The sequence below is a fragment of the Klebsiella oxytoca NBRC 105695 genome (assembly GCF_001598695.1).
GTDB classification, from domain to species: domain Bacteria; phylum Pseudomonadota; class Gammaproteobacteria; order Enterobacterales; family Enterobacteriaceae; genus Klebsiella; species Klebsiella oxytoca.
In genome coordinates, this window is the sequence record NZ_BCZK01000002.1 from 50,939 (window position 1) to 73,049 (window position 22,111).

Below are 22,111 nucleotides of genomic sequence, written 5' to 3' on the forward strand. Positions count from 1 at the left end.
ATCAGAAGAAACTCATGCCAATGATGATGGTATCTCCGGCCTGTACGGCGGAGTCGGCGGCGACGTTTTCCAGCAGTTTACCGCTGCGAAACTGGCGAATGCGGATGTCATGGCGATCGGCGCGGTCGGTGAACCCTCCAGCCAGCGCAATGGCTTTTTCCGCCGTTAAGCCGGGCTCCCAGGCGTAGCCGTCCGGTTTTTTGACTTCGCCTAACAGATAAATTTTACGGTATTCGGCAATACTCACGGTCACCATTGGCGCCTGCAGATAGTTACCGCGCAGCTTATCGGCAATTTCATTGCTGACCTGTTCGGGCGTTTTTCCTTTCAGCATCAGGGAGCCTATATAAGGATAATCAACGCTGCCGCTATTATCGATTTTTACGCGCATAGTGAGATCCTGCTCGCCGGAAACCGCGATATTGATCTCATCCCCCTGGTCCAGATGATAAACGGCATCCGGCGACGTTCGGATCGTCTGCGGCGGCGCCGAACAGCCCGCCAGCCATAGCGCCAGAAGAGAAACCACCGCCCGTTTTCCATAGCTAAGGATCATATTTGTACCTGCGTCATAAAAATAATGGCCGAGTCGTTGTAGCCCAGCGTGCGCTCGACCTCATGGTCATAGTTTGGCCCAATATAAAAGGCATCTTTTTCTTTATTCGAATGCATCGTGTTCCATTGCAGCTTCAGCTGAAAATTAACGGATGGTCGATAGTCGTAGTTGAAGGTCAGCGATACGAGGTTTGATCGATCTTTACGTCCGTTGGTCTGGTGCTTGTAATCCTCTGTAATATAAGAGTAATCAACCAGGGTGGAGAATCTGTCGACCAGCCAGTGGTGCTCGTAGCCCAGGCCAAAATTGGATACCAGAATATAGCCGCCGGAGTCGGTAGGATCTTTTATCCGTTGTGAGCTGTGTAAGTTGAGTTTTATCTGTTCAAGCGGTTTCCAGTCGGCATTAATATCCCAGTTCAGGCCGTTGAACCCCTGTGAGTCGGGGTTATGGATAAAATCTTTATACAGCCATGCGACGTTGCCGTTGATCTCGGTCTTGCCGGAAAGGCGGTTTTTCATACCCACCAGCAGATAGTATTCATTACTGTCCTTTAACGGGTTGAGCTCATAGCGACGCTGGTTGGTAATAAAACTGTAGCGGTAGCGCAGCGTTTTGGCTTTTTGATCAAAAAGCTCGGCGACCAGGCTGTTTTCATGCCACTCCTGATCGTGCATGTAGTAATGGAAGTCGGCGCTGGCGTCCTCAATGCTGTCAAGATTGCGAAAGCGCAGCTGTTTATGCATCAGCGCAACTTCTGCTTTGCCGCGCCCTTCCGGCGCCCCGTAGCTATAGCGTAGTTCACTGTTAAAGAAGCGCGTGGCGATGGGCTTGTTAATGCCAAACTCTTTGAACTGCTCGGGCAGAAACCCCTCGGTGGTATCGCGGCCGCGCTCTTCATGGCCGAACGTTTCATCAAGATCCAATGACAGGCCATGCATACTGCCGAAGCGCCACTTGCCGTTAAACATAAAAAAATGATTATCACGGTTATCAGCGCTATCGCTGGCGTAGCGGCGGTAATCGCCCGAGTACATCAGTAAATAGCGGTCTTCATAGCGCTCGCCGATCGCTTTAAAAATCGGCTTAATACCCTGCCAGGAGGAAGCAATTTCGTTGCCGCCGTAGCGTTGCCAGGTCACGTTGTCATTGTAACCGACGTCATAACCCACCTGGCTCTCGAAATCGATGCCAGCCACGCCGGTATGTGGTTTTGCCTGCAGGTCCGCCCATGCGCAAGGTATCGCCAGCAGACCCGCGAGGAAAGTGAGTTCAGAACGCATTTTTGCCCACAAATCCGCGGAAAAACGTTAAAAATACGATTTTGATATCCAGCAGCAGCGACCACGACTGAATATATTCCAGATCGTACTGAATGCGTTTTTCCATTTTATCAATCGTGTCAGTTTCGCCGCGAAAGCCGTGAATTTGCGCCAGCCCGGTAATGCCGGGCTTCACTTTATGGCGAATCATGTAGTTTTCCACCAGCACGCGATATTGCTCATTGTGCGCGACCGCGTGCGGGCGGGGACCCACTATCGACATGGTTCCCTGCAGCACGTTAAAAAACTGCGGCAGTTCATCAAGCGATGTTTTGCGTAGAAAGGCGCCGAAGCGGGTAATACGCGGATCGTTACGCGTGGCCTGGGTGACGACCGCGCTGTTTTCCATCACGCGCATGGTTCTGAACTTCCATACCGCGATCTGCTTACCGTTCAGACCATAACGACTTTGTTTAAACAGCACCGGGCCTGGCGACGTCAGCTTGATGCCGATGGCCACCGCGAGCATTACCGGCAGGCTGACGAGGGTGAACAAGGTGCCGAGAACAATATCTTCGATACGCTTGAGCACCGCGCCTTCGCCTTCAAACGGCGACGTAAAAATGCTGATGGTCTGGATATTGCCAAACATCCGCAGCTGCGAAATATGTGAGCTATAGGAAAACAGGTCCGGTACCAGAAACACATCTACGGTGGTATCGGAAAATTCGTTTAAGAACTGGCGAATGCGCTGCTGGGCGACCATCGGCAGGGCGATATAGACTTCATCTATCTCGCCTGCTTTTGCCAGCGCCAGCAGGTCGCGCGAGTTGCCTTTTTTCTCAATGCTGAGCAGGCGGCTGTCGCGCTGTACGGCGCGGTCCTCAAAGAAGGTAATTTCAATACCGTTATGGGTATACTCCTTAAACAGCGCCTGCTCAATGGCCAACCCGGCTGGCGTAATACCTAAAATAGCCACCTTGAGTCTGGATTTGAAAAAATAGCGGCTGGAGATAATACGAATAAGAAACATACTAATGAATATGGCCAGCGAGCATAGTGCAATCACTTCAGCCAGCAGCAGCGCGTTCGTACTGGCATGATTGTTCATTAATAGTTCAGCAATCACAAACAATAAAAACGTCAGCAGTCCGCTAATACAGACGCTAAAAAAAAGCTTCGTTAATTTTTTAAAATACTGACCTTTAAACTGGCCTGAATATAACTGAAAGTGCTCGTTGGCCCGGATAAAAATCAGGGAATATATTATTCCGAGGAACAGAGAGGCCGTAGATGGTTCGACGAGAAAGTATTTTAAATAAGCAAAAATGAACAGGTTAACGGCAAAAAAATCCAGTAGCTTCATTAGCTTACTGTAGCGGGCGTTATAAATTTTAATTGTGCTATCCGTCATCTTTTTGCTCGTTTTATAGTCAATAAAATGATGTCATATCCCGCTGAAAAGCAAAATTTATCTCTATGAATCTATTAAGAAATTAAGCTTCAGACCGGCGTTGATTATTGTAGCCTACGATTAATCCTATGTCGAACCTGCCCGGAATGGATGATTGATAACTTTTTCTTATAGCCAACGCCCTTTTTCGCATTGTTATTAAGCATAATGAATGGCGCTGAGACGGGCAGGATATCGGGATGTCCTCATGAACCCAGCCGCGAAACGTATTTCCAGCTATTACCGAGGGAAATGACCGCTAAATAAGCTGCGCCAGCAGAAGCTGGCGCGAGGGTAGATTAAATCCCAATACACATGTATTTGATTTCTAAGTAATCTTCTATGCCATACTTCGAACCTTCGCGACCGAGGCCGGAGGATTTCACGCCGCCGAAGGGAGCCACCTCGGTGGAGATAAGGCCGGTATTAATACCGATAATGCCGTATTCCAGCGCTTCGCCAACGCGAAAGACGCGGCCCAGATCGCGGGCGTAGAAATAAGCCGCCAGGCCGAACTCGGTATCGTTGGCCTGAGCGATAACATCTGCCTCATCTTTAAAGCGGAAGAGCGGGGCGAGGGGCCCAAAGGTCTCTTCTTTCGCTACTTTCGCATCGCTGGGGACGTCCACCAGAATCGTGGGCTGAAAGAAGTTTCCGCCCAGCTCATGGGGTTTCCCGCCGGTAGCCACCCGCGCGCCTTTGTCCAGCGCATCGGCAATATGTTCCTGCACTTTGGCGATCGCTTTCTCGTCAATCAGCGGCCCGATGGTGACGTTCGGCTGCAGGCCATCGCCGATTTGCAGCTTACTGACCGCCTGCTGAAGCTTTTCGGCGAAGCGATCGTAGACGCCATCCTGAATGTACAGGCGGTTGGCGCAGACGCAGGTCTGTCCGGCGTTGCGGAACTTGGAGGCCAACGCGCCTTCGACAGCTTTATCCAGATCGGCGTCATCAAAAACGATAAACGGCGCGTTGCCGCCCAGCTCCAGCGAGACCTTCTTGATATCTTTCGCGCACTGTTCCATCAGCTGGCGACCTATTTCCGTCGAGCCGGTAAAGGAGAGTTTGCGCACCAGCGGGTTACCGGTGAGCTCGTTACCCACTTCGCTGGCCGAACCGGTCACCACGTTAAATACGCCTTCGGGGATCCCGGCGCGGTTAGCGAGCTCCGCCAGCGCCAGCGCGGAGAACGGCGTCTGGCTGGCGGGCTTGAGCACCATCGTGCAGCCTGCGGCCAGCGCCGGGCCCGCCTTACGGGTGATCATCGCCGAGGGGAAATTCCACGGAGTGATAGCGGCGGTTACGCCAATCGGTTGTTTAATCACCAGCAGCCGTTTGTCGGCCTGATGACCGGGAATGGTGTCGCCGTAAATGCGTTTACCCTCTTCGGCAAACCACTCGATAAAGGAGGCGGCGTAGCCGATCTCGCCTTTTGCTTCCGCCAGCGGTTTCCCCTGCTCCAGCGTCATCAGGCGCGCTAAATCGTCCTGATGCTCCATCATCAAATCAAACCAGCGGCGCAGGATAGTGGCGCGCTCCCTGGCGGTAAGGGCTCGCCACGCGGGCAGCGCGCGAGCGGCGGCATCGATAGCCTCGCGAGTTTCCTCGGCGCCCATTTTGGGCACGCTGCCCAGCTGCTGACCGTTGGCGGGGTTAGCAACCCCGAGGGTTTCTCCGCTGCTGGCGTCGCGCCAGCGTCCGTCAATGAATGCCTGCTGGCGAAAAAGGGTAGGGTCGTTAAGTTGCATGATTGCGTCCTGTCTTAATCTGTTTTAAACCGTGGATGCGCCTGAATCAGCTGCGTCAAACACCTGTCCCTGTTTAGTGTAGTCGAACACGTTCAGAGAACCGGGAGCAGTACTGGGTGATACAACAATAACCCTCAATAATTTACGGATATTTGAACTGGCAGAACGTTATTGTGCAAACAATGCTGTATTTTTTATACTCAATTTGCGAGAAAGGAGCGCCCTATGTCACAGCAAGAACGGTTTTGTCAGGCCTGCGGAATGCCGATGTCCGCCGAGGAGGCGAAAAGCGCAAGCGACGATTACTGCGCCTGGTGCTGCGATAGCGAGGGGAAGCTTAAGTCCTGGGAGGATGCCGTTTCCGGCCTGGCTGAGTTCCTCGATTCCTGGCAGAAAGTTGGGCCTGCGGAATCGCGCAAGCGAGCGATGCGCTATTTAACGGCCATGCCCGCGTGGGCTCATAAAGCGGAAGATTAACCTGCAGCCCGGAGCAAAAACTCCGGGCTTTTTAGCGCGATCAGAACTTCCAGGAGACGCTGCCGACGATACTGCGCTCTGCGCCAAAGTAGCAGTAAGAGAGCGAGTTACAGGCGGCAACGTAGCTCTTATCGGTCAGATTATTGACGTTCAGCTGCGCGCTAAGGCCTTTAATCCCGACCTGCGACAGGTCATAGCCAATCGTCATATCCACCAGCGTATAGGATGGAAGGGTATGCGTATTCAAGCGGTCGCTGGTAATACCGTTGACGTAACGCACGCCGGAACCCAGCGTCAGACCATCCAGCGGGCCGCTTTTCACATCATAGCTCAGCCAGGCGCTGGCCTGATTGCGCGGCGCGTAAACGGCGCGCTTGCCTTGCTCTTCCGGGCTGCTTTTCTTATAGCGGATGTCGGTCCAGGTATAGGCCGCCTGCAGACGGAGGCTGTCGGTTAGCTGACTGATGGCCTCCAGCTCCACCCCTTTCGACTCAATTTCGCCAATCGAGCGGTACGGATCGGTCGGCTCTTCTTTGGTGGCGATATTGGTCTGATTGATGCGGAATACCGAGGCGCTGAACTGGCTGTTCATTCCTTCTGGCTCATACTTCAGCCCGGCTTCCCACTGCTTGCCTTTCATCGGATCGAGCACGTTGCCGTTTTCGTCGGCGAAGCTGGTGGGCGTAAAGGCGGTAGAGTAGCTGATGTACGGGGCAAACCCGTTGTCGAACAGATACAGCAGGGCGGCACGTGTGCTGAAATTGTTCTTATCCAGATCGCTGCGCGTTTGATTCAGCTTATCGATATTCGACACGCTGACCTGGTCGTAGCGCCCGCCCAGGGTGAAGCGCCAGCGGTCCCAGGACATCTGGTCCTGAAGATAGTAGCCGGTCTGGCGCAGCTTGTGTTTTTCACGGCTGTACATGGTGATGTAATCCGGCTTCGCGCCGTAAACCGGATTAAACGCGTCGATGGCCGGGAATGCGCCATAGTAGCCGGTGGTGTTGTTGCTGCGATCCTGATAGTCAATGCCTATCAGCAGGCGATGGTTCACGGCCCAGGTATCGACGCTGCCGTCGAGCTGGTTATCGAGAGTGATGGCGTTCATCTTTTCGTCCGAGCCGGAGTAACCGCGGTTCAGTTCGGTTTCGTTCAGCCAGCCCGCGGCATAGACCTGATTCAGCTCGACTTTGGTATGCAGGTAGCGCAGCTTCTGCCGCACCGACCAGCCGTTATCAAACATATGCTCGAAATTGTAGCCGACCATATTTTCACGGCGGTCGTACTTGTCGTAATCATCTTCACCTTCGAAGAAGGTGTTAGCAATTTTCTTGCCGTAGTGCGGTACCACGGTACCTTCATAGGGGAGACCCGAGTGGCTGCCGCCCTCCGGATCGCGATGCAGATAGGCCATTAAATCAAGGCGCGTCTGGTCGGTGATGCGCCAGGTCAGGCTGGGCATAATCGCGTAGCGCTGCTCTTTCAAGGTATCAAACTGGGAGTCCGCATAGCGGGTCATGCCGCTTAATCGCGCCGCCACCCGATCGTTATCGTCCAGCGCGCCGGTGACGTCAAACGCCGCCCCGCGCTGGTTGTTATTACCGGCAAACAGCTTGATTTCCCCTCCGGGATCGAAAGAGGGCTTACGCGAGGTGAGGGCGACGATGCCGCCGGGCGAAGAGCGACCATACAGCACCGAGGCCGGGCCGCGCACCACTTCGATATTCTCCAGGAACCACGGATCGACCACCAGTGAGCTATGGGAGTTGGTATCGCCCATCATTTTCAGGCCGTCAAGATAGACGTTATCCAGGCTGCCATCGGAGAAGCCGCGCAGGACGATATAGTCAAAGCGGTTGGAAGCGCCAATCTGGTTGCTATAAACACCGGGGGTGTAGCTCACGGCCTGACGGACGCTGATCGCTCCCTGCTCTTCAAACTGCTCGCGCGTGATGATGGATACCGATTGCGGGGTCTCAATATCCGGCGTGGCAATTTTGGTCGCGCCGCTTTGCATCTGCGAAGTGACGACGATGGTTTCGTTTTTTGTTGTTTCCTGGGCCAGCAGCGGGAAAGCGACGCCGCCGGTCACCCATCCTACCAGTAGCGCCAGGCGAGTTTTCGCAAACATGAACATCTCCAAAGGCATTTCTAATTGTTAATAAGAATTATTACCTTTTTGAGGCGTTCTATAGCTATGCGCAATGCCAGGATGCGTATGCGCGCTGCCAAAGCGGCGAAACAGACTTCGCGAAAAGGTGAAAAATAGATTAGCCCGTCTTTTGCACGTCGCAGGGGGAGATACCGTAGCGTCGACGAAAGGCGGTAGAGAAATTGGTGGCGTGCTGATAGCCCGACATCCAGGCCGCCTGCTGCACGCTGTACCCCTCCAGCAGATAGCCTCTGGCCCGCGCCAGTCGGCAATCGCGCAGGTAATCAAAAACCGAACAGCCGTAGGCCTGGCGAAACTTACTGCGCAAGCTGCTGGAGCTCATCGCGGCCCGCTGGGCCAGCTCGTTCAGGGTGTAGTCGTTTTCCGGCGCCTGCTCCAGCAGGCGGCGAACTCTCTCCAGGCGCAGCTGCTCGCCGCCTGCCGGGAGGATCTGCTTCGCGCTTTCATCCTGGCACACGCTCAGACCATGGCCGAACAGCTGCAGGATCAGCCCCTCCAGCATCAGTTGCCGGGAAACGCGGCCCGGCGCGCTCTGCTGGGCATATTGCAGGCCGCTCAGCAGAAAACCCGGTATCTGCCAGATGAGCGTTGGCGTCTGGCATCTTTCCCATTCGCGCATTAATGAAGCAAGCAGTCCGTCGCGCCAGGCGCCGTCCGGGTAGAGTCCAAGGGAGAGCGTGCGGAGCCTGCTGTTGGCATCGTGACGGGCGCACATGACCTGATGTTCGCTAAGGCGTGAGGTGAACGCCATCCCGGAACGCACAAGGTGCTGCTCGCCGTTGAGAGTCAGGGAAACGCTGCCTTCCAGCACCACCAGCATATAGAGAGGGCTGCTATGGCGGGAGGTGGTTTCATAGGGCTGCAATACGTGAACATCTGAGTGGGTGATGCACATCCCGCAGGGCAGCGTCATCTCTTCCACTTCACCTTGCAGCACCGGGCTGGCGTGCGAGGGCTCCGGCGTTTGCAGCAGCGGAAAGCGATAGTCGATACCATAGCGTTCACCAAACGCCATAAACTCTCTGACGGAGAAGGTTCTTCTCAGCGCCTGGCGGGCCGGCTCGTTCTGCCCAGGAGTATTGTTCATGCGGTTTTCTGCACTGGAGATGAGGCTTCATCGGATGAGGTAACCTTACCATTGTGCGGGCAGGGCGACAATAAAGATGAGAATGATTATCAGTGTTTGCATTGCATGCTGCGGTTACTGCAGAACGGCGCGCGGATAGCCGCTATCCGCGCGCGGGAGAGTCAGGCGTCGGCGTTATCCAACGGCCAGGAGTCAAACAGGTAGCCGTCGAAGTAAATATCATCGACGTTGGAGAACTCCAGCAGACGGCGTTTAACATTTTCCAGATGCTGCCACATGGCGAGTTTTGCCGCCCGGGCGTCTTTTTTGATTAAGGCGGCAAGGATCCGTTTATGATCCACCAGCCACTCCTCGCGGTAGTGAGTGTCGCCGAGATGGCGGTGCAGCTGGATCCACATGGGATTATTTTCCCGCCACTGCCATGACTGGCGGAACAGTTCTACCAGCATACTGTTGTGCGTCGCTTCGGCGATGGCCAGATGAAACTGCATATCGCCGCTTTCGGAACCGCCCGGCGCGCTGCTGGCCAGCTCGCGCTCTTCCAGCTGTAAGGCCTGGCGCATTTTGATGATATCTTCCCGGGTTGCCTGCAGGGCGGCAAATTCGGCGATATTGCTTTCCAGCAGTTGGCGGGCCTGCAGCAGCTCAAATGGACCGGCATCATTACAATGCTTCATGTCCGCGCTCTCCACCGCGCCTTCCGCCGCGACGTTATCCAGCACATAGATCCCGGCGCCGCGGCGCACTTCGACCAGCCCTTTAATTTCCAGCATGATCAGCGCTTCGCGGACCACGGTACGGGTTACATCCAGCATCTCGGCGATCTCGCGCTCAGGCGGCAGGCGATCGCCAGGGTTATAGGGCGTCTTGACGATGAGATCGCGAATTAACGCGCCGACTTCCTGATAAGGTCTGTGCTGAGAAGTTTGTGATTTCATGGTGTTAAGTTGTGATATGCAGTAGCCCGGTGGTTGACTATAACATTTGGCCGGCGGGTTGGCATCACTCTCGGCCCGGAGAGGGAAAACGGGTCAACCAAATTATTGTTCAGTTGACCCGTGAAAGAAGGGAGACTACAGACTGGCGCTAACCGCCGCCACGCACTCGCGGGCGCCGCGCTCGCACAGCTGTTGATACGCCAGGGTAACCGCGTTGACGAAGTCGCCATTGTCCGGCAGATCGTGGGCAAAGATCCCGCTGATGGCCAGCAGCGCGGCGACGCGCTCCGCGCCCTGATAACGCTGATTAATCTGCTGGATCTCCATTAGCAGCGGGTCGACAACATCAATGGGTTGTCCCTGCTCATCGCTTCCCTGGGTATAGCGCATCCAGCCCGCCACGCCGAGCGCCAGATGGCGCCAGCTGCTGCCGTTTTGCAGATGCAGACGAATTGGGTCAAGCAGGCGCTGCGGCAGCTTCTGGCTACCGTCCATGGCGATCTGCCAGGTGCGGTGACGCAGGGAAGGGTTGCTGAAACGGGCAATCAGCAGCGTGGCGTAGGCCTGAAGATCGGTGCCTTCCGGCATCGAGAGCGTCGGCGCCTGCTCCTGCATCATCAGGGCAAAAGCCGCTTTGCGGTATGCCGGGTTAGTCATGGTGTCGGCGATGGTTTCATAGCCGCCGAGATAGCCGAGATAGGCCAGGAAAGAGTGGCTGCCGTTGAGCATGCGTAGCTTCATCATTTCAAACGGCACGACGTCTTCAACAAACTGCGCGCCGACTTTGTCCCACTCCGGGCGGCCGTTGACGAAGCTATCTTCAATCACCCACTGACGGAACGGTTCACAGGCGATGGCGCACGGATCGTAGACCCCAAGCTGGTCGGCAATCTCCTGTAGGGTTTCAGGCGTTGCCGCGGGCACAATGCGGTCAACCATGGTGCACGGGAAGGTCGCGTGAGCTTCAATCCACGCCGCCAGCGCTGGGTCACGGGCCTGGGCCAGGCCAAGTACCGCCACTTTCGCCACGTGGCCATTCTCGCGAACGTTATCGCAGGACATCACCGTAAAGGCGTTTAGCCCCTCTTCGCGGCGCAGGCGCAGCGCTTCGACGATGTAGCCTATAGCGGATTTCGGCGTCGCCGGATGGGCGAGGTCGTGTTGAATCAGCGGGTTATTCAGATCGAGCTGACCGCTGGCCGCATCGGTGCAGTAGCCTTTTTCCGTTACCGTCAGCGAAACGATCGCCGTTTGCGGTCGCGTCATGGCGCGCAGAATACCGTCACAGCCGTCGATTTCCGGATGCAGCGCCTCTTTCATCGAACCGATAATTTTCAGCGCGGTGCTGTCAGCGCCTTTTTCCGCCACGGTATAAAGCAGCTGCTGATTTTTCAGATTCTCAATCAGGAGGCGGTCGTTGCCCGGCATCAGGTTGACTTCGCAGATGCCCCAGTCGCTATCGCTGGTTTCCAGCAGATGATGGGTATAAAGCGCCTGATGCGCGCGGTGAAATGCGCCGCAGCCCAGATGAACGATGCGGGATTCGAGACGAGAACGATCCCACGCAGGGCGCGTAACCGGCAGGTTGCTGTCGGCAATGGTTGCAGTCATAGCAAACTCCAGAGTGGGCCGCAACAGGCGGCCGAAGAGGAAAAGGCGGAGCCTGCTGCTCCGCCGGTCAGGAATTAGCGGCTAAAAAAAGCGCGCTGGATCGCCAGCTCCACGCCGCGGACTTCGGCCAGCCCTTTCAGGCGACCAATTGCGGAATAGCCGGGGTTGGTTTTCTTTTTCAGATCGTCGAGCATCTGGTGGCCGTGGTCAGGACGCATCGGGATAAGATCCTCTTTACCTTCCGCTTTACGGCGGTGCTCTTCTTCGACAATGGCCTTCACCACTTCATACATGTCCACGTCGCCGTGCAGGTGCGCCGCTTCGTGGAACGTTTTCGGGTTCTCTTCACGTAGCGTAGAGCGCAGGTGGGTAAAGTAAATACGCGGACCGAACTGCTTAATCATATCAACCAGGTCGTTGTCGGCACGTACCCCGTAGGAGCCGGTGCACATGGTAAAGCCGTTCGCCATGCTGTTCACGGTATCGACCATCCACTGCATATCTTCAATCGTTGAGACGATGCGCGGCAGGCCGAGGATCGGACGCGGCGGATCGTCCGGGTGGACCGCCATACGCACGCCAACCTCTTCGGCAACGGGAATAATCGCTTTCAGGAAGACGGCGAAGTTCTCGCGCAGTGCGGCTTTATCGATATCTTTGTAGGTTGCCAGATGCTGGCGGAACTGGTCGAGAGTATATCCTTCTTCCGCGCCCGGCAGACCGGCGATGATGTTACGGGTCAGGCGCGCTTTATCCTCTTCGCTCATGGTGGCGAAGCGCTGATTCGCCTGGGCGACCTCTTCGGCGGTGTAGTCCGCTTCCGCACCCGGACGCTTAAGGATATGCAGCTCAAACGCCGCAAATTCAATTTGATCGAAACGCAGGGCTTTGGAGCCGTCCGGCAGGACGTATTCCAGGTCGGTACGGGTCCAGTCGAGGACCGGCATAAAGTTGTAGCACACGGTACGAATGCCGCACTGGGCCAGATTGCGTAGGCTCTGCTGATAGTTAGCGATCCACTGCGCGTAGTTGCCGGTATGGGTTTTGATCTCTTCGTGAATCGGTACGCTTTCAACTACCGACCACACCAGCCCGGCTTCTTCCACGATGGCCTTACGCTTGAGGATCTCGTCAACCGTCCACACTTCGCCGTTCGGGATATGGTGCAGGGCGGTGACCACTCCGGTCGCGCCCGCCTGACGGACGTCAGCTAAAGTGACCGGATCGTTAGGGCCATACCAGCGCCATGTCTGTTCCATGCTTAACCTCTTTCACGTTTTGACCTGTTCCAGGCCGCTGCTTTGATGGGAGTGTCGGTTCCGGTCAACCATCGTAACGGAGAGAAACCAGACGATATGGCGTATAAGTTCCTCCAATTGGTCAAACATGTCAACCATAACAGCGAAATTGGTAAACCAAAATGTGATGGAGATTCGCTAATGGCCTGAGTGCTAACCCATCGATATTTTAGACTCGTTGCGTCGCGCGGAGAGATTCTGCTGAAGCTCAGGAGGGCATGAGGTCCCGCGAAGCGGGTCTTTATAAATGGTTAACCAATGGCGTCAACATATCGACCAGATGCGTCAGAAATCCGCTGGGCTTGCAACAGATCACACTTTTTAATTAATACGATTTCCTTATAAAAACTACGTGTTATCATTTCGCTGGTAAATATCTTTTCAACTCTCACCGAGGCTTTGATGCTGGAGAATGTCATCATTAGATAATCAGCTTCCCGACCTTATCAGGCCGGACTGGTTATCGCTGCGCTTAAACTTTACGCGAACACCCGTGGGTGTTGGCTCGTTTTTACGCATGATGATTAACAGGTTTCTTCAGTATGAATCTATCCCGTCAGGAACAACGTACCTTACACGTTCTCGCTAAAGGTGGCCGGATCGCGCATATTCGCGATGCATCAGGCCGCGTAACCTCTGTTGAATGCTACAGCCGCGAAGGGCTCCTGCTCAGCGACTGCACGCTCGCCGTTTTCAAAAAACTCAAAACCAAAAAACTCATTAAGTCCGTCAACGGGCAGCCCTACCGTATCAATACCACCGGGCTGAACAACGTTCGCGCTCAGCTGGACAACCGCTAAGGAGCAACTGATGACAAACCATAACTTCACCTTTCACATCACCTCAGAGCGTGATGCTGATGATATTCGCGAAGTTGAAACCCGGGCCTTCGGCTTTAGCAAAGAGGCCGATCTGGTTGCCGCTTTGCTCAACGATGAAAGTGCTCACCCGAGCTTATCTCTGCTGGCCAAACATAATGGAAAAGCCGTTGGGCATATTTTGTTCACCCTGGCGACGTTCAAAGGGGAGTCTGACTCTCCGATGATGCATATCCTTGCCCCCCTGGCGGTGGTGCCGGAATACCAGGGCGTGGGCGTAGGCGGATTGCTTATCCAGCGCGGTATTGAGCATCTGAAGGCAATGGGGAGCCTGGCGGTATTCGTTCTGGGACATGCCACTTATTACCCGCGGCATGGCTTTGAACCCTGTGCCGGAGATAAAGGCTATCCGGCGCCTTATCCCATTCCCGAGGAGCATAAAGCCTGCTGGATGCTGCAGCGGCTTTCGTCCCGGCCGCTGGGGAGAACCGGTCAGATACAGTGCGCCCGGGCGTTAATGAAACCCGAGCACTGGCGCGAGTAATCAATAAGGAAATGATGATGACGATTAGTACGATTATCAGGGATTCCGCAAACGCAGTTTTGCCGGAGGTGGAGCGCAAAATCCCCTGGGATGAACCGGCGTTTAGCCAGCGTATGCTGGAGAATCATCTGTCGCAGGAGCACGACTGGGCCAGCCGCAGGCTGGCGGTTATTGAACAACAGGTGGCATGGCTTGCCGGGCAGCTGCCCGCCGGCGCGCGCATTCTGGATCTCGGCTGCGGGCCGGGTTTTTATACGCGCCAGCTGGCGGAGCGCGGCTTTTGCTGTACGGGCGTGGATTTTTCTCCGGCGTCGATCGCCTGGGCTCGTCAGCAGGCGCAGGCGGCCAGCCTTGATATTACCTATCACCAGCAGGACGTTCGCCACTACCAGCCGGAAGAACAGTTCGATTTCATTATGATGACCTTCGGTGAACTGAATGTGTTCAGCGCGGCTGAAACCCGGGCGTTGGTTAATCGCTGCGCGCAGTGGCTGGTGGCTGGAGGAAAACTGCTTATCGAAGTTCATACTTATGCTGAAGTTAAACGGCAGGGGATGGCTGAACCCAGCTGGCAGCGCTGTCCGCAGGGGCTATTTCTGGATGTACCGCACCTGCTGCTGACGGAGCACGCCTGGGATCCCGCTGCGCAAACCAGCGCAACGCGATTTATGGCGATTGAAGAGAACGGCAACGTGACGCGCTTCGGCAGTCAGATGACCGCCTGGCAGGATGACGCCTGGCTCAACCTGCTGCATACGGCAGGTTTTACCTCAATTATCCGCCCGGATGGGGCGGCATGGCCGGTCAGCGATACTTTTACCGACAAGCTGTACGCGCTGCTGGCCGAAAAAAACGAATCTTATTTTCTTACTACCCACTCAATGAAAGGAATACCAACATTGGATATCCCACGTATTTTTACGATTAGTGAAAGCGCCCACCGCATCCATAACCCGTTTACGCCGGAAAAATACGCCACGCTTGGCCGCGTGCTGCGGATGAAGGCCGGAACGCGGATACTCGACCTTGGCAGCGGATCGGGGGAGATGCTCTGTACCTGGGCGCGCGACCACGGTATTAGCGGCACCGGCGTCGACATGAGCGCGCTGTTCAGCCAGCGGGCTAAGCAGCGGGCAGCAGAGCTCGGGGTTGCCGACCGCGTCACGTTTATCCATCAGGACGCCGCTGGTTATGTGGCCGATGAAAAATGCGACATCGCCGCCTGCGTAGGCGCGACCTGGATTGGCGGCGGCGTAGCCGGGACGATCGAACTGCTGAGTAAAAGTCTCAAGCCCGGAGGCATACTGTTGATTGGCGAACCGTACTGGCGCCGGGTTCCGGCAACGGAAGAGATAGCGCAAGCCTGTGGCGCCTCTTCGCTCGCCGATTTTCTGACGCTTGCCGATCTGGTTTCCTCTTTCGATGCGTCTGGCTATGACCTCGTCGAAATGGTGCTGGCGGACCAGGAAGGCTGGGACCGCTACGAAGCGGCGAAATGGCTCACCATGCGCCGTTGGTTAGAGGACAACCCCGGCGATGAATTTGCGCCAGAAGTTCGGGCGGAGCTGACAATTGCGCCAAAGCGCCATGCGACTTACACGCGTGAATACTTTGGTTGGGGGGTATTTGCGCTGATCAAGCGGTAGTTGAAATCCCCGGCGTAGCAGGCAAGCTATGCCGGGGTATCGCGCTTAATGTTGCGGATGTTCTTTAATAAACAACGTCAGCACGAAGAAAATCGCCACGAAAGCAATAATCAAGTTGAAGCCCAGCGAGACGCCGTAAATCTGAGAAACCTGACCAATCAGCCAGCCTGCAAAGGCTCCGCCCATGCCTGAGGCGACATAGATCAGTCCCATCGTTGAGCCGCTTTTATCGGTGAGTTTTGTCGCCACGGCGGAGGCCGTAGGGAACAGTACCGACATCGCGAAACCAAATACCATAAACAGCCAGACAAACTGGCTGGCAAAGTAGCGGCTGGCAATAATGGCAATCAGCGAGAATAGTGAAAACAGGATCAGCGTTTTGCGATCGCCCAACTTCAGATTGATAAACCCGCCAATAAACCGGCCAACGGTGAACAGCATGGCAAAACTGGATATGACGTAGGCCGCCGTCACAATCTTCTCTTCTGCGGTAGCGCCGACGATATCCAGCGAGCTATAGAAGATAGGGAAAAAGTTCAGAAAAGCCGCTTCCGCAGCAACGTAGAACAGGATAAAACCAATCACCAGCATCAGGCGTTTCTGGCCAAGGATATGCATAAAATCAGAGAGCTGCATATCCATCCCCTGCGCTTTTTCCAACCGCAGACTGCTGAGTACCAGAATGATAATCGCAACAATAATGGCAATCCCGACATAGAACAGGCGCCATGAGACATGATGCGAGAAAAGCTGCTGTAAAATCAGCGGAGTGACGATCATCCCCACGCCGAACATCGCGTTGGAAACGTTGAACATCATGCCGGCTTTTTCTTTGTAGAAGGTCGGGATGACGGTAATGATGGAGACCAGCATCGAGCCGATACCCAGGCCAACAATCAAATAGAAGCCGAAAAACAGCAGCACGCTGAACGCCAGGCTGGTGCCGACCAGACCAACGGCCATCATCAGCGAGCCAATCAGCATCATGATCTTCAGCCCCTTTTTATCGGTAAAGTAGCCGGTGAGCAGACTGGCGACCAGAAAGCCTATCTGGAAGAACATGATCAACGTGCCTATCTGCCCCATGTTCAGATTGATATCGTGCTGGACCTGCTCAAGAATCAGACCCTTGGTGTTCTGTATGCCGCCAAGAAGGAACATGGTGACGAACAGCAGGAAAAATACTTTCCATTTTTGTTGGTTAGCCATTGTTTTATTTCCCTGTGTTAGCAAGTGGGCTTTTGGTAATGGTGGCCAGCGGCGTCGAAAAGCGACTGTTCCGCCCAGCCGTAGCAGTAATAGAGCAGGTCGTCGCAGTCGCTCTGTTCTGCCGCATCGATGGCTTCCAGTAGTGCCATCGGGGTCAGGTTCCACATCTGGATGCCGCTGTAAATGAAGGTGCCTGGCTGTGATTTTTCACGCACCAGATTGTTTTGCTGTTTTACAAATTCAATCGGGAAGCCTTCGGCTTTGAACTGTTGATAGCTAATGTTGTAAGGCAGTTTGAACAGGCGCATAAAGGCGCTGAAGGCGCTTTCACGCTGGGCATCATCTTTGGCGAAATGTTCAATGAGTCCCTGCACGTCCGCACCGCCGCCGAGCTTATGGTAGGGGAAGTGCTTGAGTGCTTTAGAATAACGGGTAAGAGACTGATAATCCTGACCTAAAATCCACGAGTAAGCCGGGGGCCAGAGATCGAGCCACAGTTCGCTGCCGCCAGCATCCCGGTCACTAATGCCGGCCAGCAGATTCTGTACAAAGCGGGAGACGCTATGCTGGCGGAATGCCATCCAGCGCTGCAGAAGTTCATCATTTAATAACGCATCGACGGTCGCATCATACTGGCCGCTGTGCATTTGCGCCGTGAGGGTGGCCAGACGTTGGCGGACCGCATCAGCATTGATGCCTGTCCGATGCATTTCGCGCTGACAGTGCGGGCAGAAGCAGGTGAATAATCCTCTGGGGCTCACGCTCTTTCCTGCCCAGTCGGGGTAGCGGATGCGGTCGATCAGAAACGTCGAATAACCGTACCGGGCCTTAATCGCGCTGAAGGTGTTGATCCACAGTTCAATGACGTCAGGGCCATTAGGGCATAGCCAGTGTTCAACCGGATTGCCGCGAAAATCGATCACCTGATTGTTTTCGATCTGCCCGGCAAAATCGCCGTTGAGAATATTCACCCAGGGGATCACTTTATAAGGGCCGCGATCGGTGGCCTGCTGCAGATCCAGCAGAGGATCGGCGCCCGCAACAATCGTAGGATCAACGCGCTGGTGCAGACGTAGTGGCGGCATATCGAGTTTGACATGCAGCGTGGCGGTACCTTGCACAAACTCATGTTTTGGATTGTGCGGCAGGCGGCCGGTAGGGTAGGGGTTACGTTCAAAAATGGTGTTAACCTCAACAAAGAGGCTATCGACGCCGTTCATTTTGTTAATACGTTCCAGTACTGAATCGACGCCTTCATCAAGAATATCGTGTGGGTGTAGATGGATCCCGGCCATGAGATGCTCCTTTTTTATTCCGGCTGCTGGTTTGTCTTTAAATAAGCTGCGTGTCGGGCATAAATTGAATCGAGGGATACACCGCATGGAGCGCCAGCATCGCCATTCCATACAGCGGTGCTTTTTCTTTTAAATCGGAAAGCTCAACGGATACCCGGGTATTGGCAAACAGATGCCTGTCGAGATTGGCTTGTACTCTTGGGAGAAAAAGCTCTGCGGATTGGGAAACGCCGCCGGTAAGAATGACTTTCTCAAGGTTGGCTATTGTCACCATATTGAGAATGCCGATGGTTAAGTAGTCCGCCATCTCCTCCAGCAACATGGCGGGTACCGTTTCCCCCTGGGCAGCGGCGATAAGTATTTCATGGGCGTTCATGCTTTGGCCGCTGAGCGCGGACATTCTCTCTTTGAGTCCGGAGCCGGAGCAGTAGTTTTCGAAGCAGCCCTTATTTTTCCAGTTCTGAGTCAGATGGTTGCGTTCGAAGAGCATATAGCCGATCTCACCGGCAGCATTATTGATACCCCGGATAATTTTGCCATCCATCAGCAGCGCCGAGCCCAGGCCGGTGCCGATACCAATAAGTGCGGCGCTATGAACGTGGCGACATTTCCCCTGCCACATTTCGCCAATCAGCGCTGCCCGAATATCATTTTCCAGTACCACCCTGATGTTCAGACGCGCGTTGAGCTCATCGGCAAGCGGAATGTTGTCCCAGTCAGGGAGATTGGGGGAGCCTTCAAGCACCGTTCCGCTACGGTAATCAACGATGCCCGGCGTGGCGATGCCGATGACTTTCAGCTTGTCGCGAGAAATAGGCTGCCGTTCGATAAACGCCTCGATACTGGCGCTGAATCGGTCGAGAAACTCCCGGCGAGTCGTGACCTCATAGGTTGATTCCTGATGCTGGGCCAGAAGCTGCGCATTGAGATTGAAGAGGGAGAAGGTGATTTTCGTTCCGCCTAAGTCAATGCCGATCCCAAGGCCATGGTTGGGATCGAAGTTAACCAGAATCCCTTTGCGCCCGAGACCGCCTTCTTCGCTGACGCCGCTTTCGTAGATAATTTTCTCTTCCAGCAGGTCGCTCACGATTTCAGAAATTGTGGCTTTAGTAATGCCGGTTGCCTTGGCGATCTGAGCGCGAGAAAGAGGAGAGTTCTCACGGATGACGTTGAGGACCACAGAGGCGTTCATTTGTCTTAATGTGTTGGGAACATTCAGCTTCAAGATGTTATTCCTTTGGTTTGTAAACTAAACTAATTAATCAAAAAAAAGCTTTTTTAGCTTGTTTAAAACACATTAACGCTTTTTGTTTCGGCTTATAAAGCGTTATTTTTGATCATATAGTTTGTTTTGTATATTTTATGGGGGCGATCACAAAATGTACTGTACGGCCATTATCGGGAGGGGCCACGGATGGAACCACGCCCTCGGTCATAGGCAGAGACTGATAACGAACACGCTCTGGAAACACCCACGCTATAGCATTGACAGCGTCGCCTGTAACGTTACACTAAACCGTTGTAGTGCATAATTTATAATAAGATGGCAGCGTTGACCGTTATGCCTGATGCCATTCATTCATTGCCGCAAAGGAGAGGTATGGCGAACATTCGTGATGTCGCAAAACACGCTGGCGTTTCCGTGAGCACCGTATCCAACGTGCTAAACGGTCGTACCGATCAAATGCGGGCTGAAACGCTGACGCGCATCCAGCAGAGCATGCAGACGCTGAACTACTTCCCGAATCGCGTGGCGCAGCAGTTGAAGACCGGCCAGGCCAAAATGATTGGCTTGCTGGTTCCCTCCATTGTGAATCCCAGTTTTGCCGCGCTGGCGCGTGAAGTCGATCTGGCGGCGAAAGAACGACAGTACCGGGTACTGATTGGCAACACCTATCGGCAAATCGAAGAAGAAGCCGCCTTTCTTGATGATATGTTCTCCCATGGCGTGCGGGGGATTATCGTCGCCGCTTGCGATATCGAAAAGCCGCATTTTGCCCGCGCGGTAGAGCAGGGCATGGTGATGGTGAACTATGATGGCCGTATGCCTGTGCGGGCACAGGCGGATAATTTTTCCCTCGACAGCGTCTCAATGGACAACATTGCTGCGGGGCGAATGGCCGCAGAACATCTTATCGCGCAGGGGTGTCGTCGTCTGGCGTTTGCCACCGTGGCTGGAATGACGCCGAGTCGCGCTCACAAAATAGAAGGGTTTCTTTGCGCGGTGAAAGAGCAGGGGATATATCGCGATGGGATGATCGTGGAAGGACAGGCGATGGCGGCCTATGGCGACACCGAAATGACCGAACTGGGGCGCGCGCTGGCGTTAAAAATCAGCCAGCAGCCTACGCTCCCGGATGGCATCGTAGCGATTAACGATGCGCTCGGCATCGGGCTGATGACCGGCCTGCACCAGGCCGGAATCACGATACCGCAGCAAATTTCCCTTGTGGGCATCGATAATATCTCCCTTTCCGGGTTGATTTTCCCGGGTCTCACTTCCATCATGCCGCCGCTGAAAACGATGGCAGAGGTGATGGTAGACCGGTTGATTATGCGCATAGATAACCCGTCTATCCCGCCTGCGGAGTTTTTATTCCCGCCATCGCTGGTTTCCCGGCAATCTGTGCGTAGCCCGGAGGCCTGAGCCCGGAGCGGCAGAGAAGAACAGGCTGTTCTTCTCTGCATTTCATACCAGCGTTGGGGCCACGGTCAGAAGAATGTTGGCGAAACGGCGCGTTTCACCAGAAGCGATGACCAGCATGGTGTCCGGCGATTTCGCCTGTAAATAAAATGCATTACGCTCAACATGTTCAAATTCGATGGTTTCTGCCAGCAGGCTACGATACTCACGCTCAATCGTGTTATCGAATTCCGCCGGGCTACTCATCAACGTTGCTTTTTCAACATTTATATACCGGAGAATTTTCTCGAGTATAATTACGCTACCGATCAGCCCCGGTGAAAAATTAAGCCAGATAATACGTGCCTGCGTTGAAGTATTGGTTAAAAAAGAGTAATTAGCGTCGGTGATTAAAATTTTCGCCTTATGCCCGCATTGCGCCAGCGCCTGTAATAAATCAGGATGAATAATCTCTGCGTTGATCATATAGCCTACCTTTTAAAAGCTGGCGGGCATAAATACCCGCCACGTTTTTATGCCCGATAAACTCCACCATTAATATCGATGGTCGCTCCGGAAACAAAACCGTCATATTCGGATGCGAGGAAGCAAATAACCCTTGCTACATCTTCCGCGGTGCCCGCTCTGCCTAAAGGAATCTCCTGAATTGTCCGATCGGCAGAGGCCTGGGTTGTATGCTGGTTATGAAAACGCGTCCCCAGAATCAGCCCCGGGGCAACGGCATTAACGCGGATGCCGTGTTCGCCCAATTCCGCAGCCAACGAGCGCGTCCAGGTCAGTACGGCTCCCTTGGTGGTGGAATAGACCAGAGATCCAGCATGCCCGCCAGAACGTCCGGCTAAAGAAGCCAGGTTAACGATACTTGCGCCTTCGGAGGCCGCTTTCAGCCAGGGGAGCGCCTGTTGGGTGACGTTCATCATCGTGGTCATATTGACGTCGATGACCGTGCGCCAGAAATGCGCGTCAATCTCTCCCAGCCATTTGCGGGCAATAATACCGCCGACGTTATTGACCAGAATATCAATGCCGCCCAAAAATTCTGCCGCCTCCGCCACGCAGCGTGCGGCATCGTCCTCATTGGTTAAATCAGCGAAACCGCAGGCCGCGCGAGCTCCCCGCTGTTCGGCAAATGCAAGTAATTCCCTGGGGCCTTCCTCGCCGCTGAAATAATGTATATAAATATCACATCCGGCCTCGATAAGTTTTTTCGCGCTTTCTTTACCAATACCTTGTTCTGCGCCGGTAATAAACGCTTTTTTACCCGTTAATAATCCCATCGTATACTCCTGTTATTCAGTGTGAAACGGCGCCAGCTTATTATCTGGCACAGTGTTAGCGTTTTCTTCGCGTGG

Annotated in this window: 19 protein-coding genes and 1 pseudogene; 6 read left to right on the plus strand and 14 right to left on the minus strand. The window is 54.4% G+C overall.

Annotated features, from left to right (window positions below):
• Position 1 precedes the first annotated feature (1 nt).
• The 4 genes from KO1_RS03905 to gabD form a co-directional block, all read right to left on the minus strand.
• The gene (locus KO1_RS03905) at positions 2-556 is read right to left on the minus strand and encodes a polysaccharide biosynthesis/export family protein (RefSeq protein ID WP_004110802.1); all 555 of its coding nucleotides are present in this window, start codon (positions 554-556) and stop codon (positions 2-4) included.
• Positions 553-1,839, minus strand: a complete 1,287-nt coding sequence (locus KO1_RS03910) for an outer membrane beta-barrel protein (protein ID WP_004110804.1) — start codon at positions 1,837-1,839, stop codon at positions 553-555. Before KO1_RS03910 ends, KO1_RS03905 begins: the two co-directional genes overlap by 4 nt.
• On the minus strand, positions 1,829-3,232 hold the full coding sequence (locus tag KO1_RS03915; RefSeq protein WP_004099218.1) for an undecaprenyl-phosphate glucose phosphotransferase: 1,404 nt from the start codon (positions 3,230-3,232) through the stop codon (positions 1,829-1,831). Before KO1_RS03915 ends, KO1_RS03910 begins: the two co-directional genes overlap by 11 nt.
• A 338-nt stretch (positions 3,233-3,570) precedes the next feature.
• A complete protein-coding gene (gene gabD / locus KO1_RS03920) occupies positions 3,571-5,019 on the minus strand; it encodes an NADP-dependent succinate-semialdehyde dehydrogenase (RefSeq protein ID WP_053064632.1) in 1,449 nt (482 codons plus the stop codon).
• Positions 5,020-5,244: 225 nt separating this feature from the next.
• Between gabD and KO1_RS03925 the strand changes: the two genes are divergently transcribed.
• Positions 5,245-5,496 carry a zinc ribbon domain-containing protein gene (locus tag KO1_RS03925; RefSeq protein WP_004099220.1) on the plus strand — a complete coding sequence of 84 codons (252 nt, stop codon included), beginning with the start codon at positions 5,245-5,247 and terminating at the stop codon, positions 5,494-5,496.
• Positions 5,497-5,536: 40 nt separating this feature from the next.
• Here KO1_RS03925 and foxA read toward each other — a convergent pair whose 3' ends face one another.
• The 5 genes from foxA to uxuA form a co-directional block, all read right to left on the minus strand.
• Positions 5,537-7,645, minus strand: coding sequence for a ferrioxamine B receptor FoxA (foxA, locus tag KO1_RS03930; protein ID WP_126468324.1), 2,109 nt, complete (start codon positions 7,643-7,645; stop codon positions 5,537-5,539).
• Positions 7,646-7,766: 121 nt separating this feature from the next.
• Complete coding sequence (locus tag KO1_RS03935) at positions 7,767-8,756, minus strand: helix-turn-helix transcriptional regulator (protein WP_064406843.1); 990 nt, start codon at positions 8,754-8,756, stop codon at positions 7,767-7,769.
• Positions 8,757-8,917: 161 nt separating this feature from the next.
• Complete coding sequence (uxuR, locus tag KO1_RS03940) at positions 8,918-9,694, minus strand: Uxu operon transcriptional regulator (protein ID WP_004099223.1); 777 nt, start codon at positions 9,692-9,694, stop codon at positions 8,918-8,920.
• Between the two features lie 135 nt (positions 9,695-9,829).
• The gene (locus tag KO1_RS03945; RefSeq protein ID WP_047720344.1) at positions 9,830-11,305 is read right to left on the minus strand and encodes a fructuronate reductase; all 1,476 of its coding nucleotides are present in this window, start codon (positions 11,303-11,305) and stop codon (positions 9,830-9,832) included.
• A gap of 74 nt (positions 11,306-11,379) precedes the next feature.
• Positions 11,380-12,564, minus strand: a complete 1,185-nt coding sequence (uxuA, locus tag KO1_RS03950) for a mannonate dehydratase (RefSeq protein ID WP_004099225.1) — start codon at positions 12,562-12,564, stop codon at positions 11,380-11,382.
• 581 nt (positions 12,565-13,145) lie between these two features.
• Here uxuA and KO1_RS03955 point away from each other — a divergent pair.
• The 4 genes and pseudogenes from KO1_RS03955 to KO1_RS28670 all read left to right on the plus strand — a co-directional run bounded on the left by KO1_RS03955 (position 13,146) and on the right by KO1_RS28670 (position 15,611).
• The gene (locus tag KO1_RS03955) at positions 13,146-13,403 is read left to right on the plus strand and encodes a YjhX family toxin (protein ID WP_004110819.1); all 258 of its coding nucleotides are present in this window, start codon (positions 13,146-13,148) and stop codon (positions 13,401-13,403) included.
• Between the two features lie 10 nt (positions 13,404-13,413).
• Positions 13,414-13,965 carry a GNAT family N-acetyltransferase gene (locus KO1_RS03960; protein ID WP_047720343.1) on the plus strand — a complete coding sequence of 184 codons (552 nt, stop codon included), beginning with the start codon at positions 13,414-13,416 and terminating at the stop codon, positions 13,963-13,965.
• A 113-nt stretch (positions 13,966-14,078) separates the two neighbouring features.
• A pseudogene (locus tag KO1_RS28665) lies at positions 14,079-14,507 on the plus strand (class I SAM-dependent methyltransferase); the annotation flags it as partial.
• A 339-nt stretch (positions 14,508-14,846) separates the two neighbouring features.
• A complete protein-coding gene (locus KO1_RS28670) occupies positions 14,847-15,611 on the plus strand; it encodes an SAM-dependent methyltransferase (RefSeq protein ID WP_224227116.1) in 765 nt (254 codons plus the stop codon).
• A gap of 45 nt (positions 15,612-15,656) precedes the next feature.
• Here KO1_RS28670 and KO1_RS03970 read toward each other — a convergent pair whose 3' ends face one another.
• Genes KO1_RS03970 through KO1_RS03980 form a run of 3 tightly spaced genes read right to left on the minus strand, consistent with a single transcriptional unit; the run spans position 15,657 to position 19,340 of the window.
• Positions 15,657-16,820, minus strand: coding sequence for an MFS transporter (locus tag KO1_RS03970; RefSeq protein ID WP_047720336.1), 1,164 nt, complete (start codon positions 16,818-16,820; stop codon positions 15,657-15,659).
• A 17-nt stretch (positions 16,821-16,837) separates the two neighbouring features.
• Positions 16,838-18,115: a hypothetical protein gene (locus tag KO1_RS03975; protein WP_047720334.1), complete on the minus strand. Its 1,278-nt coding sequence runs from the start codon at positions 18,113-18,115 to the stop codon at positions 16,838-16,840.
• Between the two features lie 37 nt (positions 18,116-18,152).
• Positions 18,153-19,340, minus strand: a complete 1,188-nt coding sequence (locus KO1_RS03980; RefSeq protein WP_024273765.1) for an ROK family transcriptional regulator — start codon at positions 19,338-19,340, stop codon at positions 18,153-18,155.
• 375 nt (positions 19,341-19,715) lie between these two features.
• Here KO1_RS03980 and KO1_RS03985 point away from each other — a divergent pair, with 375 nt between their 5' ends.
• Positions 19,716-20,762 carry a LacI family DNA-binding transcriptional regulator gene (locus KO1_RS03985; protein ID WP_024273766.1) on the plus strand — a complete coding sequence of 349 codons (1,047 nt, stop codon included), beginning with the start codon at positions 19,716-19,718 and terminating at the stop codon, positions 20,760-20,762.
• A gap of 42 nt (positions 20,763-20,804) precedes the next feature.
• Here KO1_RS03985 and KO1_RS03990 read toward each other — a convergent pair whose 3' ends face one another.
• Positions 20,805-21,224, minus strand: a complete 420-nt coding sequence (locus KO1_RS03990) for an RbsD/FucU family protein (protein WP_024273767.1) — start codon at positions 21,222-21,224, stop codon at positions 20,805-20,807.
• A gap of 47 nt (positions 21,225-21,271) precedes the next feature.
• Positions 21,272-22,036, minus strand: a complete 765-nt coding sequence (locus KO1_RS03995) for an SDR family NAD(P)-dependent oxidoreductase (protein WP_024273768.1) — start codon at positions 22,034-22,036, stop codon at positions 21,272-21,274.
• Positions 22,037-22,111: the final 75 nt, after the last annotated feature.